16 protein-coding genes and 1 other annotated feature are annotated in these 15,786 nt (G+C 48.6%); of the genes, 15 read left to right on the top strand and 1 reads right to left on the bottom strand.

Annotated elements, in window-relative coordinates:
* Positions 1-211: 211 nt before the first annotated feature.
* A complete protein-coding gene (locus tag AC6ESP_RS10695) occupies positions 212-682 on the top strand; it encodes a hypothetical protein (RefSeq protein WP_497096695.1) in 471 nt (156 codons plus the stop codon).
* Between the two features lie 105 nt (positions 683-787).
* On the opposite strand, the gene AC6ESP_RS10690 is transcribed toward AC6ESP_RS10695, so the two are convergent.
* Positions 788-1,015 (bottom strand): DUF1128 domain-containing protein, encoded by a 228-nt coding sequence (locus tag AC6ESP_RS10690; protein WP_497096694.1) that lies wholly within the window; start codon positions 1,013-1,015, stop codon positions 788-790.
* A gap of 175 nt (positions 1,016-1,190) precedes the next feature.
* On the opposite strand from AC6ESP_RS10690, the gene yyaC reads away from it, so the two are divergent.
* The 14 genes from yyaC (at position 1,191) to AC6ESP_RS10620 (ending at position 15,417) form a co-directional block, all read left to right on the top strand.
* Positions 1,191-1,775, top strand: a complete 585-nt coding sequence (yyaC, locus tag AC6ESP_RS10685; RefSeq protein ID WP_497096693.1) for a spore protease YyaC — start codon at positions 1,191-1,193, stop codon at positions 1,773-1,775.
* Positions 1,729-2,565 carry an alpha/beta fold hydrolase gene (locus AC6ESP_RS10680; RefSeq protein ID WP_497096692.1) on the top strand — a complete coding sequence of 279 codons (837 nt, stop codon included), beginning with the start codon at positions 1,729-1,731 and terminating at the stop codon, positions 2,563-2,565. The genes yyaC and AC6ESP_RS10680 overlap by 47 nt, the downstream gene beginning before the upstream one ends.
* Before the next feature lie 24 nt (positions 2,566-2,589).
* The gene (locus AC6ESP_RS10675) at positions 2,590-3,228 is read left to right on the top strand and encodes a DUF6483 family protein (protein ID WP_497096691.1); all 639 of its coding nucleotides are present in this window, start codon (positions 2,590-2,592) and stop codon (positions 3,226-3,228) included.
* Between the two features lie 41 nt (positions 3,229-3,269).
* On the top strand, positions 3,270-4,448 hold the full coding sequence (locus AC6ESP_RS10670) for a class I SAM-dependent methyltransferase (protein WP_497096690.1): 1,179 nt from the start codon (positions 3,270-3,272) through the stop codon (positions 4,446-4,448).
* Positions 4,449-4,562: 114 nt separating this feature from the next.
* Positions 4,563-6,221 carry a histidine kinase N-terminal 7TM domain-containing diguanylate cyclase gene (locus AC6ESP_RS10665; RefSeq protein ID WP_497096689.1) on the top strand — a complete coding sequence of 553 codons (1,659 nt, stop codon included), beginning with the start codon at positions 4,563-4,565 and terminating at the stop codon, positions 6,219-6,221.
* 159 nt (positions 6,222-6,380) lie between these two features.
* Positions 6,381-7,466 (top strand): HD-GYP domain-containing protein, encoded by a 1,086-nt coding sequence (locus AC6ESP_RS10660; protein ID WP_497096688.1) that lies wholly within the window; start codon positions 6,381-6,383, stop codon positions 7,464-7,466.
* Positions 7,467-7,556: 90 nt separating this feature from the next.
* Positions 7,557-7,916, top strand: coding sequence for a hypothetical protein (locus tag AC6ESP_RS10655; protein WP_497096687.1), 360 nt, complete (start codon positions 7,557-7,559; stop codon positions 7,914-7,916).
* A 177-nt stretch (positions 7,917-8,093) separates the two neighbouring features.
* Positions 8,094-8,966 (top strand): YitT family protein, encoded by an 873-nt coding sequence (locus tag AC6ESP_RS10650; protein ID WP_497096686.1) that lies wholly within the window; start codon positions 8,094-8,096, stop codon positions 8,964-8,966.
* Between the two features lie 21 nt (positions 8,967-8,987).
* A complete protein-coding gene (gene thiL, locus AC6ESP_RS10645; RefSeq protein WP_497096685.1) occupies positions 8,988-10,058 on the top strand; it encodes a thiamine-phosphate kinase in 1,071 nt (356 codons plus the stop codon).
* 17 nt (positions 10,059-10,075) lie between these two features.
* A complete protein-coding gene (gene tsaE / locus AC6ESP_RS10640) occupies positions 10,076-10,579 on the top strand; it encodes a tRNA (adenosine(37)-N6)-threonylcarbamoyltransferase complex ATPase subunit type 1 TsaE (RefSeq protein WP_497096684.1) in 504 nt (167 codons plus the stop codon).
* Complete coding sequence (gene tsaB, locus AC6ESP_RS10635) at positions 10,566-11,372, top strand: tRNA (adenosine(37)-N6)-threonylcarbamoyltransferase complex dimerization subunit type 1 TsaB (protein WP_497096683.1); 807 nt, start codon at positions 10,566-10,568, stop codon at positions 11,370-11,372. The genes tsaE and tsaB overlap by 14 nt, the downstream gene beginning before the upstream one ends.
* The gene (gene rimI, locus AC6ESP_RS10630) at positions 11,363-11,869 is read left to right on the top strand and encodes a ribosomal protein S18-alanine N-acetyltransferase (protein ID WP_497096733.1); all 507 of its coding nucleotides are present in this window, start codon (positions 11,363-11,365) and stop codon (positions 11,867-11,869) included. The genes tsaB and rimI overlap by 10 nt, the downstream gene beginning before the upstream one ends.
* A gap of 20 nt (positions 11,870-11,889) precedes the next feature.
* Positions 11,890-12,927 carry a tRNA (adenosine(37)-N6)-threonylcarbamoyltransferase complex transferase subunit TsaD gene (gene tsaD / locus AC6ESP_RS10625; RefSeq protein ID WP_497096732.1) on the top strand — a complete coding sequence of 346 codons (1,038 nt, stop codon included), beginning with the start codon at positions 11,890-11,892 and terminating at the stop codon, positions 12,925-12,927.
* A gap of 77 nt (positions 12,928-13,004) precedes the next feature.
* Positions 13,005-13,309, top strand: a binding site (T-box leader).
* Positions 13,310-13,845: 536 nt separating this feature from the next.
* Positions 13,846-15,417: a 2-isopropylmalate synthase gene (locus AC6ESP_RS10620; RefSeq protein WP_497096682.1), complete on the top strand. Its 1,572-nt coding sequence runs from the start codon at positions 13,846-13,848 to the stop codon at positions 15,415-15,417.
* Positions 15,418-15,786 lie beyond the last annotated feature (369 nt).

Raw genomic sequence — 15,786 nt, 5'->3', positions numbered from 1 at the left:
GTATACAGCAGCCATTATGCACATTTTCGGTGCTGATGCTTTTCTGTAAAGAAATTAATTTGTAAACAGCAAAAAATTATGGTATTTTTTATATGAAAATAAAAACTATTTGTAATAATAATTTTAACAAAAGATAAGGAGTCGTTGGTAGGAAGCAGGGACTTTGCTTATCTTATGGTTCACAAGTATTCAAGTAATCGGAGGGGTCAAGATGCCGGAAACAATAATACCGTTAGATGATTTTTTGCAGCTGGATGCGGAGGAACAAGTCGAGAAGCTCAAGCGTTGGAAGATGGATTATACGCTTAAAGATATTAGAGAGGCTTGGAATTTCAAGCATTCGGCACAATATTATATGCTGCTCAAGAAATTGCGTATTTACGAACGGGTCGTTAACAAGTCAGATAAGTTTTATCCAGTACCAGAGCATATTATGGCTCAATCCAGTAGTAATCAGGATCGGGGATGGAGAAGTCGTCCAGCCTTCAATCAACAGGATGAGCAGCCTTCCGACCGCTTCAATTACAACTTGAATACAACGATCAGCGGGACAGAGCTTGCTGAGAAGCTTGAGCGACTGGCTTACTTCCTCAAAGGGGAACAGAAGCAGGTAACGATTTCCTTATCCATTGAATCGGCGGCGGTGCTGGCAGCGCTGGATGCAGAAGAGACGAACGAATAAAACAATAAACCGGAGCCGTTCCAATAGGAGCGGCTCCGGTTTATTGTTATTTGTCGAAAGATGAAATTAAATGTCTATTACTGGGATAATTTGTTTAATTATAATTTATTTTCCCCGCAGCTTGCCGAGCTCGGATACGAGTGCTTCTATTTCACTAATGCTGAATTTTTCTTTGGATGCGACGACCTCATATAGTTCCTTGATATCCTCGTATTGTTCGATGCTGAAGTGAGAGGCTTGCATTGCAGCTGCGGAAGCCATTTTCAGCTTGACTTTAATCGTTTCAATCATAAATTCAACGTTTTGTTCTGTAGGCTGATCTAAATTAACCATTGAAATTTCCTCCTTCTATCCAGCAGATTAAGCTAAGGTCGTTTCAAGCATGTCTGCTGTTTGCTGTCGTCATTGTAACATATTTTTAATTTGTGATGCTGTAAATTGAACAGCTGAGCCTAATTCGGGTACAATGAAGCAAGATAAGGTTAATGATTATAAAAGCAGGTGTGTCATGAAGGAAGAACAGACCTTGAATATAGACAGGATGAATCATTTTTTGGCTGATATTGCCTACAAGTATCCTGATCGCAGAGAAATTGCTTTCCTATGTATTGGCACAGACCGTTCTACTGGAGATTCCTTCGGCCCACTGGTCGGTACGATGCTGGAGGAGCAGGGCTGGCATAATGTCTACGGCACGATGCGACAGCCCTGCGATGCTCATAATGTAGGACGGGCTATTCGAGACATGGAGCTGGAGTCTCATGCCGTCGTTATTGTGGTTGATGCCTGCTTAGGGAAACCTTCCTCCGTAGGAACCTTTATTCCGATCGAAGGCCCGATTAAGCCAGGTCAAGCAACGGGTGTTGGATTGCCAGCGGTCGGCAATTACAGCATAGCTGGCGTGGTGAACATGAACAGCGCTAAGCCATACATGACCTTGCAGACAACATCTCTATATCTTGTTATGGAGATGGCGCGAGCAGCTGCCGCAGCGGTTGAGCATGCTTGGAAACATTATTCCATTACTGATGAGGAGAGTGTACATGATGACAACAAGCCAATCTATCGCACAGCAGACGATCAAACTGCCTAATGGTACTGAGCTCGCTTATTACGATTCCATGGAGCACACGAATGGAGCGGTCGGAGCATCTTCAGCAGCTGTCTTGCTGCATGGATTTTGCGGGAGCTCCGCCTATTGGGAGCAGGTTATTCCACTGTTGAAGCAGCATGTGCGCATAATTGCGCCTGATCTGCGAGGACAGGGGCTTTCCCCTGCAACGTCCGATAACGTATATTCGATGGAAATGTATGCAGATGATCTGGCGGGTATGCTGGATGAGCTCGGTATTCAGGATAGTGTTGTACTGGGACATTCTTTGGGCGGTTATATTACTCTCGCTTTCGCAGAGCGATATCCACAGAAGCTGAAGGCTTTCGGTCTTGTACATTCCACAGCGCTGCCAGACAGTGATGAGGCCAAGGGGAATCGTGATAAAGCCGCAGCGGCTATCCATCAAGATGGTATTGAGGCTTTTGTCGGGGGGCTAGCGCCGAAGCTGTTCGCGCCTGAGAATAAGGAAGCAATGCCTGAGCTTGTTGAGCGCGTGAAGCAGATCGGGTATGGGACAAGTGAAGCAGGTGCAGCAGGCGCTGCAAGAGGAATGAAGGAGCGGACTGATCGTACGGCTGTTCTGCAGCAGACTGAATTACCGCTATTGCTAATTGCTGGCGCGGAGGATCAGGTAATCCCAGCCGAGAAAACATTTCTTGTAGATGGGCCTAACGTGACGCAAGTGAAGCTTGAGCATGCAGGACATATGGGGATGGTGGAGCAGCCTGCTGCTATGACCGAGGCTATCCTAGGCTTTATAGCCAAATGATTGTGAGAAGGGGAGACGAGGCCAGTGTTCCAACGTGATTTCTTTATGCGAATGATTGAGCAGATGACAGAGGCAGTGGGGCAAGTCATGCAGCTAAAGCGAGAGATGAAGCATGAGGAAGCGCTTGTCGTGATCGATGATCTTCTGGATAAAAGATTCGGATTAAGCGGGAAGCTCATCCGCTCCTTATCCGATAAGGATCTGCTTGCCGTCATGTCCAAGAACGGCGTTATTGAGACCGACAATGTCCAGGCTATCGCTATTATGCTTAAGCAGGAAGGCGATATCTATGATGAGCTTGGCAACGAGGATGCAAGCTATACCCAATATGTGAAGGCATTGCATTTGTTCATGAGGCTGTCACTCGTGGATGCTCCGCATACCATTGTCAATCCATCTGCTGAGGCGAAGCAGCTGCTCGACCTATTGAAGCCATTCGAGCTGTCCACGGCAACCAAGCTGCTGCAATTCGAGTGGTACGAAGGGGAAGGGCGCTTCGATCAGGCTGAGAACGTACTCCATGAGCTGCTTGAGGATGGCGTCATTCCGTCTGAAGAGGCGAGTGCCTTCTATCGTAGATTGATGCTGTATGATGATGAGCAATTGACGGCAGGGGGACTGCCGAGGGAAGAAATTCAAGAAGAGCTGGCGGCGTTAGGCTAGCACTATACATTCTATATGTTAGCAGGGAGCGAGAAGGGATTATGGCAGAACAATGGCAGCAGGACATACACCAGATGATCGAAGCGGAACAATTATTGCAGGGGACGATGAGTCAGCTTCGCCGCAAGGATGGCGGGGCGGCTGCGAAGACAGTCGTAAGGCCAATCAAGCTGAAGAACGGGCTGAACTACCAGTTCGAATATCATACGGCAAATAAAGTGACACATGACAATGTGTCGCCTGAGCTAGCCGGAGAACGAATTGTCCAGCTCCTGAGTGAAGATTATCGGCAGGGCCTATTCAAGACAGTCGAGGCAGATGTCCAGCTGTTATTCAATAAGAAAGGCAAAGCCGCAATTCTGAGCAAGCCGCCAACAGGCAGTGCTGTGGATATGCAGCATAACCGTCAGAAGCAGCGTATTATCGCGGAGGGAACAGCAGCTCCTTTCCTTGTTGAGCTTGGCATTATGACGAAGGATGGAGCTGTTCATGCGAAGAAACAGGATAAGTATCGCCAGATCAACCGTTTTCTAGAAATGGTTACGGACGTGCTGCCCAGCCTTCCTGCAGACAGGCCAATTACAATCGTTGATTTTGGCTGCGGCAAATCCTATCTGACGTTCGCCTTGTATCATTTGCTTGCAGTCGAGCAAGGAAGGGATATTACGATAATTGGGCTTGATCTGAAGGCTGATGTAATTGATTTCTGTTCCAAGCTCGCAGATAAGCTCGGCTATGACAAGCTTACCTTCCTGGTAGGCGATATTGCGGATTACGATGAGCTGAAAGCCGCGGATATGGTTGTGACACTTCATGCATGCGATACAGCGACAGATGCAGCTCTTGCCAAAGCGGTTCATTGGGGGGCGTCCGTCATTATGTCAGTGCCATGCTGCCAGCATGAGCTGTTCAAGCAGGTAGACAATGATGTTCTTGCTCCGCTATTGTCGCAGGGCTTGCTGAAAGAGCGATTTACTGCACTGACGACAGATGCTGCTCGCGGTAACCTGCTGGAGGTGCTGGGCTATAAAGTTCAAATGCTGGAGTTCGTCGATCCGGAGCATACGCCCAAAAATCTGCTTATACGTGCTGTTCGCACCGAAGCTGCATTATCGGACAAAAAGTGGGAGCGATATAAGCAATTTCGTGATTTTCTGCATATAACGCCTTCATTGGAGCGAATGCTGTCAGATTATTGGCCAAAAGAGAAAATAAACTAAAAGAGTGGCAGATCAGGTTATTGTCGATCCAAAAAACATTTGATACAATGTAAATAGATGGATATGATGAATGGGTGAGCTGCATTGGAAGCAATGATGTGGATGGATTGTAGCATGTTTCTCGTACTGCTTGTTTTATTTGTTTATGTTCTTGCAGCTAATTCGATTACGGTACTGCATAAAATCTATCTATTCCTACATATTGTGTTTATGCTTTGGCCGCTATTCCAGTTTATTGCTCAGACAACGCCTGTTCCTCAGTACAGGCTTTTTTATCTTTTAGGTGCTTATACAGCACTCTCGTTACTAGGATTCGGCTGGCTTTTATTCGTTGTCAGGCTAACCGGTCAAGTACAAGTGATTCGAATGAAGAGGATTCTATTATTGTCATTGCCGGCAGTGATTTCGGTTGCAGTCGTCATTACGAATCCGAACCAAATGTTCCTCTCCTTCTCTAATGAGCTTGAACCAGCTAAGCAGCTTCAAGACGGCCCGTTATATTGGATCATGATCACTCAATTGTTCCTTTACCTGATGGTGTCGTCCTATATTTTGTTCTATACACTGCGGAAGAACGTATCCGCTCGTCACCGGACCTTGGTTAAGACAGCGATGAATGGCATGATCATGCTTCTCTTGCTGGGAATAGCAGATCTGTTCGTTAACGTTATTTTTATTGAAAAGTTTCCCACCTATATCCCGCTGATCTCTGTAGGCATGACGTTGTCTGCAATCTATTTGGTGCATGCCATTACAAGGCACCGAGTATTTGATATTATTCAGATTGTTCAACGAGATGTTATGAATTCAATGTCAACCGGTATCGTTGTTCTCGATGAGAATGATATTATTATTGAAGTGAACAAGAATATTAAGCCGATATTGAAACTGAGAATCGGTGACAAGTTTATCCCCGCTGCGGTGTCGTCGTCATTCCGCAGGAACGTAGCGATGGAGTTCGAAGCCTTCTTCGAGCAGCAGCAGAGACAGCCTATGGAACGGCACGATATTGAGATTTCATTGGACTACGGCAAATACCGTCATGTTGTCGTACAAGCCGCACCGATTATGAATCAGAAGAAGACACATCTTATTGGCAAATTAATTACCTTCCATGATGTGACAGAGCTGCGCATGCTTGTTGAAGAGACCAATGTGCAGAATGAGCTGCTTCAAGAGCGTAATCAAGAGCTGCTGATCATGCAGGATGAGCTCTACCAAGCGAATCAGAAGCTTGAGCAAATGGCGATTACCGATAGCTTAACAGGCTGTTTCAATAGACGATATTTGCTCCAGCAGCTGGAGCATGAGGTAGCCGCTAATATGCGTCAAGGCATTCCCTTCTCTATCTTTTTGTTCGATATCGACTTCTTCAAATCGATCAACGATAAATACGGTCATCTAATAGGGGACGAAGTTCTCTGTGGGACGGTCGATGCGGTCAAATATACCTTGCGTGAAACCGATGTGCTTGCTCGCTATGGTGGCGAGGAATTTACTGTGTATTTGCCGAATACGAATCGGGAGCATACTTATATTATTGCGGATGCCGTGAAGGAAGCTGTCGAGCATAATCAGGTGCAAACCGGCTTGGGCAATCAATCTGTATCGGTAACGATTAGTATGGGCGTTGTCTCTGTTGAGCAGTTCACACCCTGTGAGCTTGCTGATCCGAAGGGATTCCTGCGGGAGCTTCTCGCACAAGCTGATGCGGCCCTGTACGAGGCCAAATATAGCGGGCGCAACCGCATTGTAAAAAGAAAACTGGCTTAATAGACTTGGACTGCTCTTCTCGGGCAGCTACAAGTCTTTTTGCAATTGTGTACCGCTTTCTAGTCAGCCTCACATATATCTGATAATATAGAGTTATCCGGTTATATAAGGTTACATTACGTTACATGGCTATTAATGATCGAAAGCGGGAACTGTCTAATGAGAAAAGTACAAATTGGATCGGTCACTCCTGGTGAAAAGCTCGCCAAGCCTGTCTATCAAGATAACGGCAACGTTCTTCTTGGTGAGGGTGTCGAGCTAAGTGAGCGTTTTATAAACCGGCTGGAGATGTTAGGAATCGATTTTTTGTTCATTGAGGATGGGAAGACAGAGGATCTTATTCCAGAGGAAACGATTCGCGATGAGACTCGCAAGCAAGCAGTAGATGCAGTTTATAAAACGATGAATTCATTCAGGGATCAGTCGATTGTTACAAAAGGAAGGGCGATCGCTCCAGATATGGGGAGAACGTTCCGGTCCGTGTTCGGTCAAATTATGCAAGATCTGGCCACAAGGCCTAATGTTCTAGTCAACTTAACGAATATACATGTTACCGATGCCTATATGTTCCAGCATTCGGTTAACGTTGCTGTATTGGCGGGTATTATGGGAATTGCCAAAGGCTACAATCGTATTCAGCTTGAAGAACTGGGTATTGGCGCACTCATGTTCGACATAGGCATGACTAAGGTGCCGCAGCAAATTCTTAGCAAGAACGGTCCCCTCTCGGCGGAAGAACGAGTCATCATGCAGAATCATGCCAAGGATGGGTTTGACATATTACGCAAGTATCATGACATCTCTGTTGTATCGGCGCATTGCGCGCTGCAGCATCAAGAGCGTTATGATGGATCTGGCTATCCGCGCGGGCTGAAGAAAGAGGACATTCATATGTATGGACAAATCGTAGGTTTGGCCGATGTGTATGATGCGCTCACTTCACCAAGGCCTTATCGTAAAAGATACACCTCTTCGGAAGCGATTGAATTTCTGTTCGCCGCAGGCAACACTTATTTCGATTTTGAGCTTATCAAAATCTTCTGTCGCCATATATGTATTTACCCTGTGTCTACGACATTGCTGCTTAGCTCCGGGCAGGTCGGAGTTGTCTCTGTCAACAATGAGCTCGCTCTTCACCGTCCTCGTGTGCGCATTATACGTGAGGCAGACGGCAGAGAACCAAGCTCGCCTTATGATTTGGAGCTGAAGAATGAGCTGCATCTGACTATTATCAAAGAGCTTTAGCAATAGGCTGCTCGTAGATGGGTGCTAGACCAAGCATAGCCACTCCTGACGCATAGGATAGAAGTATGCGATTAAAGGAGAGATCATCATATGGCAGCTAGAGTGAAGCCGCCCTTCTATGGCACGAATACGAAGGGTAAAGCAAAGATAATAGGTACAGTTCCCAAAAGAACGAAACTGCAAGCCGGCCCTATATTTAGTAGACTTACAGTTGTTTGGGTAGATAATAACGGTATCCCATTTAGTACGGCTGTGTTTTTTGCCCGTCTGTTCAGAGGTAATACCGTCGTCTCAACTGCTTCATTCGATAACTACGGTGTTGTGCGGTTTGATAATATTACGACCTTAACGAACGCCGAATTCACGCTTAGAATTTATCGTGTGGATGGAGTATTATACCGTACGAGGACAATCCGATCAGAGGTTGAGACGTTCGCGGTAATAGGCTAGTTACGAGATCCTCTTCTCTGTCCGTTGCAAGGCGGCCGGTTAAGAGGATTTTGTACGTATAGGGAGAGAAGGGCAGGTGGAGGTTGTAACCAACTACGCTTGTTTTTCTTTGAATATCGGCCTTCATAAGGTAAAATAGTAATAAACGGGTTGTTCGGGGGAGGAACAAGCTTACATATGGAAGGTCAACATCAGCATCTAAAATTGCCGAGGCTCGAAATTTTTCGGAGAGTGCTGTTCATCACGCTTGGAGCATCGCTTGTAGCGGTAGCACTGGAGATTTTTCTCGTTCCGAATAACATTATTGATGGAGGGATCGTCGGCATCTCCATTATAGCGGCGCATTTGACTGATCTGCCACTTGGCCTTTTTTTATTCCTGCTAAACCTTCCTTTTCTGGTTCTCGGTTACAAGCAGATTGGCAAGACATTCGCGATGTCTACGCTGTATGGCGTTAGCGTGATGTCTATTGGGACGTTCCTGCTCCATCCAGTTGCTCCATTGACTGAGGAGTATTTCCTTGCATCGATATTCGGCGGAGTGATACTAGGGATAGGCGTTGGTATCGTCATCCGCTTCGGTGGATCGCTTGATGGTACAGAGATTATTGCTATCCTATTGAACAAAAGACTTCCCTTCTCTGTTGGCGAAATTGTTATGTTCTTTAATTTATTTATTTTATGCAGCGCAGGATTCGTGTTCGGCTGGGATCGGGCGATGTATTCCTTATTCGCGTATTATATCGCATACCGTATGATTGATATTACAATCGAGGGCTTCGAGGAGTCAAAGTCGGTATGGATCATTAGCGAGGAAGCGCAGGAGATTGGCTCTGCTATTATGAGCCGGCTCGGTCGCGGCGTTACTTATCTTCATGGCGAAGGCGGCTTCACAGGCGGCCAGAAACGGGTTATTTTCTGCGTGATTACTCGTCTGGAGGAGGCCAAGATGAAGTCGATCGTACATGAGCTTGATCCGATCGCTTTCCTTGCTGTGGGCAACATTCACGATGTGAAGGGCGGCCGCTTCAAGAAGCGGGACATTCACTAAAGGCCGGAGGAGATTACGAGAGTGGACGAATTTGCAAGCATCCGCAATTGGACCTCTGAGCGGGAGAGCGCACGCTTTCAGCAGAAGCTCGGAGTTGTACTCGGAATCGGGGATGATGCAGCGGTGCTCGATTGGGCTGTTCCACTCGAAGAAGTGGACGGTCCTCGTGAGCTGCTGATCGCCATGGATACGATGGTCGAGACGGTTCACTTCAATGCAATGACGATGACCGATGAAGACATCGGCTATAAGGCGCTTGCTGCGAACATAAGCGATATTGCCGCCATGGGAGGGATTCCGCTGCACGCGCTCGTGTCAGTGAGCGTGCCGAAGTCCTTCGGGCCGGAGCGTATGCGCCGGCTCTATGATGGGTTATACGCCTGTGCGCAGCGCTATGGCGTAGCGGTTGTTGGCGGCGATACGACTTCGTCGCCGCTGCACTTGGTTATCGCTGTGACGGTGACAGGTACCGTCGAAGCGGGTAAGGCACTGCGTCGTTCGGGCGCAAGGCCCGGGGACGCAGTGGTGTTGACCGGCCCCGTCGGCATGTCCGCGGCCGGTCTGCACTTGCTGCTCGCCGCGAAGCAGGAACGCGGCGAGAGCGCCCTTGATCTGGCAAGCGCGTCGCAGAGCGCGGCGCTTGTGCAGGCGCATCGCAGGCCGGCGCCATCCGTTCGGGCGGGTAGGCTGCTGCTTGCGCGAGGCACCTGCCATTCGCTCAATGATGTGAGCGATGGGCTGGCTAGTGAAGCATGGGAGTTAGCCGAGTCATCCGGACTTGTTATTACCTTGCAGGAGCAATCGCTTCCTCGCAGCGGCAGTATGACGGCATACGCCAATCGAATTGGCACAGATGCGCTGGATTGGATGCTCTATGGTGGTGAAGATTACGTACTGCTAGGTACGATGGATTCGGCCGATGCGGTAAGTGCGCAAGCAGCTTTTCATGCAGAAGGGCTGCCTTTTTATATTATCGGCATGACGGAAGCTGGTGTCCCCGGGGTTGAGCTCATACAGGCAGCCGATAGGGGAGCGGGTGCAGGGCTGCGCAGGGTAGCGCTGCCGAAGCGGGGATACAATCATTTCAAATGATGAGCAGGTGAATGAGTATGAGCAATATAAGAGCAGAGGCTATACGATTCGTACGGAGTGAGCAGGATACGGCCGAGCTTGCCCAGCAGCTTGCTGAGTGGGCGAAGTCAGGTACCGTGCTCGCTCTAGATGGTGACTTGGGTGCAGGCAAAACGACGTTCTCGCAGTTTTTTGCGAAGTCGATAGGCGTAAAGGGGATTGTGAATAGTCCAACCTTTACCATTATTAAGGAATATGAAGGCACAGAGCTGCCTTTTTATCATATGGACGTATATCGGCTCTCCTTGGAAGAAGCGGATGAGCTGGGGCTTGATGATTATTTTTACGGGAATGGTGTTACGATTGTAGAATGGGCAAGTCTGATTGAGGAGCTTCTGCCGCCTGAAAGGCTGGAGATGTACATTGAGCATGACGGCAGCGGGGAGCGACGGATACGGATTACAGGCATTGGGGAACCGTACGCCGCTTGGTGTAGGGCTCTAAGTGAGATAGGAGCAGGGACAAACGATGACACATTATAATGAACAGCCTATATTAGCGTTCGACACATCTACGGCGGCAATGTCTGCTGCGATCAGTGACGGGCAGACTGTGCTTGGAGAAATTCAATCCTTCGCCGAACGCAACCATTCGGTTTATATAGTGACGCATCTGAAGCAGCTGATGCAGGATTGCGGTGTGAAGGGGGACGAGCTGGCTGCTATCGCAGTAGGCAGCGGTCCGGGCTCGTATACGGGAATGAGAATTGCGGTATCAGCAGCTAAGACCTTGGCTTGGGTATGGAATAAGCCGCTCATTGGCATCTCAAGTCTTGAGGCACTTGGATATGGCGCTTGGCATCATGGAGCTTCCACTGTTGAACAAGCTTCCTCCGATAACAATCGTACAGATTGGGTCCTGCCCATTATGGATGCAAGAAGGGGCCAGGTTTATACGGGGGGCTTCGCTATGAACCATAAGCGGGAATGGAGCAGGTTCGCTGAAGATGGCGTAAGGCTCATGCAGGATTGGGTTACGCAAATTGCGGAGCTTGCAGCAAGGCATGCGGATGAGCTGAATCGGATATGGGTGGCAGGCGACTTGTCGAAGCATGAGGAGGAAGCGCTGCGGCTTGAGCAGCTATGTGCAGCTTCGAATGTTGAAGTGCGATTACTGCCCTATGAGCTTGAGGGACGATGGGTCGCCCACTTAGGGCGTGAGCGGCTTCGGGAAGGAAGCGTAGATGATACGCATACGTTTACTCCGAATTATACCCAGCTGACGGAGGCTGAAGTGAAGCTTGCCGCGAAGGAAGCTGAGGAACAATCGTTATGAGCATACTCAGCGAGGATAATCTAGTATTCCGATCGATGACCTTGAATGATATTGCGGCTATAGTGACTATTGAGCAAGAAGCATTTACAACGCCTTGGACGGAAGAAGCTTTCACGAATGAGCTGACGAACAATATGTTCGCACGATATATGGTTATGGAGTATGAGGGCGATATTATCGGATACGGTGGCATGTGGGTCATCATTGATGAGGCTCACGTTACGAATATTGCCGTGAGAGCAGACTGGCGAGGACGTGGCCTTGGTGAGCAGCTGCTGGTGCAGCTGCAGCGTACCGCCGTGTTTTTTGGAGCAGGCAAAATGACGCTGGAGGTGCGGGTCTCGAATGAAATCGCGCAAGGGCTCTATCGTAAGCTCGGCTTCGAGCCTTCTGGCATTAGGCCAGCCTATTATTCGGATAATCTGGAAGACGCTCTGATTATGTGGGCGGAATTGAAGATTGAGGGATCGTCCAGTGAAGAGGAGCAGGGAATGTGAATAATAAACAAGCTAATTCAATGAACCAGCAAGACAGTATTATTCTTGCGATCGAGACGAGCTGTGATGAGACTTCAGTTGCTGTCATTCGCGGAGGTAAGCACATCCTATCCAATGTTATCTCCAGTCAGATTGAGGTACACCGGCGATTCGGCGGAGTCGTGCCCGAAATCGCATCACGCAAGCATGTGGAAGTAATAACGCTCATGATTGAGCAAGCAGTTGAAGAATCTGGTATAACGCTGCAAGACTTATCAGCCGTTGCCGTTACGCAAGGGCCTGGCCTCGTGGGGGCGCTGCTTGTCGGAATCGTTGCTGCCAAGAGCCTAGCGATGGCACTGGATGTGCCTTTCATCGGTACTCATCATATTGCAGGACATATCTATGCGAATCAACTGGTGCATGAGCTGGAATATCCTTGTATGGCGCTGGTCGTGTCCGGCGGGCATACGGAGCTTGTGCTATTGGAGAATGAAGGCTCCTTCCGAATGATTGGCCGAACACGTGATGATGCTGTCGGGGAGGCCTACGATAAGGTAGCTCGCGCACTCAAATTCCCTTATCCTGGAGGACCTCACATTGATCGTCTTGCGGTAGAAGCCGAAGAGTCTATTCAGCTTCCTCGCGCTTGGCTTGAACCAGACTCTTATGATTTCAGCTTCAGCGGTTTGAAGTCCGCAGTTCTCGCTGTCATTAACCAGACGAATATGAAAGGCGAGACGCTGAACGTACCGGCTCTGGCTAGGGGCTTTCAGGAGTCCGTCATTGAAGTTCTCGTCGAAAAAGCGATCCGTGCGGTTCGTGCTGAAGGGGCGAAGCAGCTGCTATTATGCGGCGGTGTAGCTGCTAACCGAGGCTTGCGCGCAGCGCTCTCGGCTCGCTGTGAGCGGGAAGGCCTGCCGCTGTTGGTTCCTCCACATCAGCTGTGCACGGACAATGCGGCGATGATTGGCGCAGCAGCTCATCTGAAGTGGCAGCAGGGAGAATTCACATCGCTTGATATGAAGGCGGAGCCGAACTTCTCGCTAGAAGGCTGGTCTACAGGAAATATTAATTAAAAAAATGATTAAAATAGAATTGACAGATTATTTGTTGGAGAATATAATAAGCAACAATACTTCAAATTGGATATTATGCAAACGCAATGAACAGGAATAGTAAGGTCTATCTGGGATTAGAGAGCTGCGGGTTGGTGCAACGCAGTCGAAGGATACCTGAACCTCGCCTGGGAGCGGGACAACGGAAGCATAAGCTGGCCATGGACAGCTTGCCGCACGTACGTTGTTACGGTTAACCCCCGTAATCGGGTGCGCATCCATCAACATCCGGAGTTGATGATGTGCCTAAGGTGGGCATTGGATCCAGGCTGATTTATAGCTTTGAGGATGATGTCAACAAGGGTGGTACCGCGCAGGTCTTTCACAGCCTGTCGTCTCTTGATTTATAGAGACGACAGGCTTTTCTTGTTGTTTACAGAAGTATCCAAGCAGGTTGAAGTTGTTATGAACATTCAATATGTTCGGTTCTTTACGAACAATCCATAACCCAAACGCTGGGAACAGGAGTAGTAGAACGAAGATGCTGGTACACAGCAAGCGCATCATGGAGGGGCTTCCCTTGGATGTGCTGCTGCAGAGAGCTGCGGGTCGGTGCGACGCAGTCGAAGCTGAAGTTCGAACTCGCCTGGGAGCGGAATGATAGAAATCGTGGTCTGAGTATAATCAGCAGAGCGCGACGTGTATATCGTTACGGTACGCCTCCGTAATCGGGCATTAAGCGGGTTCGGACCCGCCGAAGCAGATGACCATTCAGATCATGGATTGTCTACAGCTTCCGCACATAAGGTCCGGCCAATTAGAGTGGTACCACGGTGGCTAACAAGCCTGTCGTCTCTTCCAAGGAGATGGCAGGCTTTTTTTCGTTCAGATAGAAGCTTGTGTCAATCATACTAAAACCATAATCGGAGGTAATGACCTATGAATACAGCAAACGCCACGAATAACGAAATGAGAAAAATCCAGATTTTTGATACAACCCTGCGTGATGGGGAACAATCTCCTGGAGCGTCCATTGAGCCTGAGCGCAAGATTATTATCGCTAGGCAGTTAGCTAAACTGGGTGTCGATGTGATTGAGCCGGGCTTCCCCGTATCAAGCCCTGGCGAATTCGCAGCCGTACAGCAAATTTCGCGTGAGCTTCAGAATGTAGAGATCGCCGGCTTTGCTCGAGCAATGAAGGTTGATATTGACGCCGCGGTAAGAGCAACACAGGATGCGGCCAAAAGACGGCTTCATTTGTTCATCTCCTCCTCAGATATTCACTTGAACCACCAGCTGCGCAAGTCTCGTGCAGAGGTCGTGCAGATTGCTCGCGATATGATCAGCTACGGCAAGCAATTCGTGGATGAGATTGAATTCTCCGCGATGGACTCTACACGCTCAGATCGCAGCTTCGTCATTGAGCTGGTTGAAGCTGCAATTGCTTCAGGTGCTACGATTATTAACCTGCCGGATACGCTGGGATATGCAATGCCAGATGAGATTGAAGAGCTGTTCCGATCCGTGCGTCAGCAAGCTCGTGGTGGTGAGACTGTACGCTACAGCGCCCATAATCATAATGATCTGGGTATGGCGACAGCGAACAGCATAGCGGCAATTCGAGCAGGCGCATCGCAGATTGAGGTAACTGTTAACGGCGTAGGTGAACGTGCAGGCAACTGCTCATTAGAGGAGCTGGCAATGATTATCGATACGCGCAAATCCGTCCTGCAGGTAGCGACCAACATTCAGCCGCGTGAAATTTATGAGACCTCGCGTATGGTCAGCCGTGCGATGCATTATCCGATTGCCTATAATAAGCCGATTGTCGGTCGTAATGCATTCCAGCATGAATCTGGCATTCATCAAGATGGCTTGCTGAAGAATCGCAATACTTATGAAATTATGGACCCTGAGGCGATGGGCATTTCACGCAGCATGATTATATTGGGCCGCCATTCCGGACGTGCAGCGATCAAGCACCGTCTGTCAGAATACGGCGTCGAGGTTGCAGACAACCATCTGGTAGATGTATACAATCGCTTCAAGGAAGTAGCTGATGAGAAAAAAATCGTAACGGACGACGAGCTGATCCGCATTGCTGGTGAAATGACAGCAACGCAGCCTGATCCATACAAGCTGATTGATCTGCAGGTATTGGCGGGCAGCAATAAGTCACGAGTCGCCTCCATAACGATTCGTGAGAATGAGGATGGCGAGGAGCATTCCTATTCTGGGATGGGCGCTGGTCCTCTAGAGGCCGTTATCAATTGTATTCAACAAGCAATACCGGTCGCGGCAGAGTTCGAAGACCTGGAGCTGCATTCCTTATCGACTGGCGAGGATGCTTATGGCGAGGCAGTCGTGTCCATCGTCACGAATGGTGAGCGGTTCCGCGGGACATCCATTCACAAGGACATTATTTTTGCGGCTGCTCAGGCATACGTCGGCGCGTGCAATCAGGCTGTCATGACTTCAGCATCACGTCTTAAGCAAGAGAATGCTGTCTAAATCGTCGGTCTATGGTCTATCCACAGTTCTGAGTGGGGTGTGAGTAAGGGTGAAAAACGCAATAAAATCAACCCTTATGCTGTGCATAACAATGTGAGTGGAAAGTGGATAGTTTTTTCACTAAACCTGTGCAAAACCTGTGGATAATGTGGATAACAGTAGGTGGGAATAGTAGGAAAGACTTAGTTAGTGGCATTAACCTTTACAAATCGTTGATTTAAACCACGGATTATCGACAGAATTAACTAACAATTCATTTAGTTATGTGGATAAGGCTGTGGATATCATGGATAAATAATGAAGCGTCTCGGTGCAGTTGTACCGGGGCGTTTTTTGTATGATATGACTTGCCCGCAATGCAAACCTCAC

The organism is Paenibacillus xinjiangensis (assembly GCF_059686975.1).
This window is presented reverse-complemented; position numbering and strand designations above follow the sequence as displayed.

Bases quoted from the DNA above. Each gene is read 5' to 3' on its own strand.
- tsaB (WP_497096683.1), top strand. From the start codon at position 10,566: ATGACACATTATAATGAACAGCCTATATTAGCGTTCGACACATCTACG.
- AC6ESP_RS10665 (WP_497096689.1), top strand. From the start codon at position 4,563: ATGTTTCTCGTACTGCTTGTTTTATTTGTTTATGTTCTTGCAGCTAAT.
- AC6ESP_RS10655 (WP_497096687.1), top strand. From the start codon at position 7,557: ATGGCAGCTAGAGTGAAGCCGCCCTTCTATGGCACGAATACGAAGGGT.
- AC6ESP_RS10680 (WP_497096692.1), top strand. From the start codon at position 1,729: ATGACAACAAGCCAATCTATCGCACAGCAGACGATCAAACTGCCTAAT.
- AC6ESP_RS10660 (WP_497096688.1), top strand. From the start codon at position 6,381: ATGAGAAAAGTACAAATTGGATCGGTCACTCCTGGTGAAAAGCTCGCC.
- AC6ESP_RS10620 (WP_497096682.1), top strand. From the start codon at position 13,846: ATGAATACAGCAAACGCCACGAATAACGAAATGAGAAAAATCCAGATT.
- AC6ESP_RS10695 (WP_497096695.1), top strand. From the start codon at position 212: ATGCCGGAAACAATAATACCGTTAGATGATTTTTTGCAGCTGGATGCG.
- yyaC (WP_497096693.1), top strand. From the start codon at position 1,191: ATGAAGGAAGAACAGACCTTGAATATAGACAGGATGAATCATTTTTTG.
- tsaD (WP_497096732.1), top strand. From the start codon at position 11,890: ATGAACCAGCAAGACAGTATTATTCTTGCGATCGAGACGAGCTGTGAT.
- AC6ESP_RS10690 (WP_497096694.1), bottom strand. From the start codon at position 1,015: ATGGTTAATTTAGATCAGCCTACAGAACAAAACGTTGAATTTATGATT.
- AC6ESP_RS10670 (WP_497096690.1), top strand. From the start codon at position 3,270: ATGGCAGAACAATGGCAGCAGGACATACACCAGATGATCGAAGCGGAA.
- tsaE (WP_497096684.1), top strand. From the start codon at position 10,076: ATGAGCAATATAAGAGCAGAGGCTATACGATTCGTACGGAGTGAGCAG.
- AC6ESP_RS10650 (WP_497096686.1), top strand. From the start codon at position 8,094: ATGGAAGGTCAACATCAGCATCTAAAATTGCCGAGGCTCGAAATTTTT.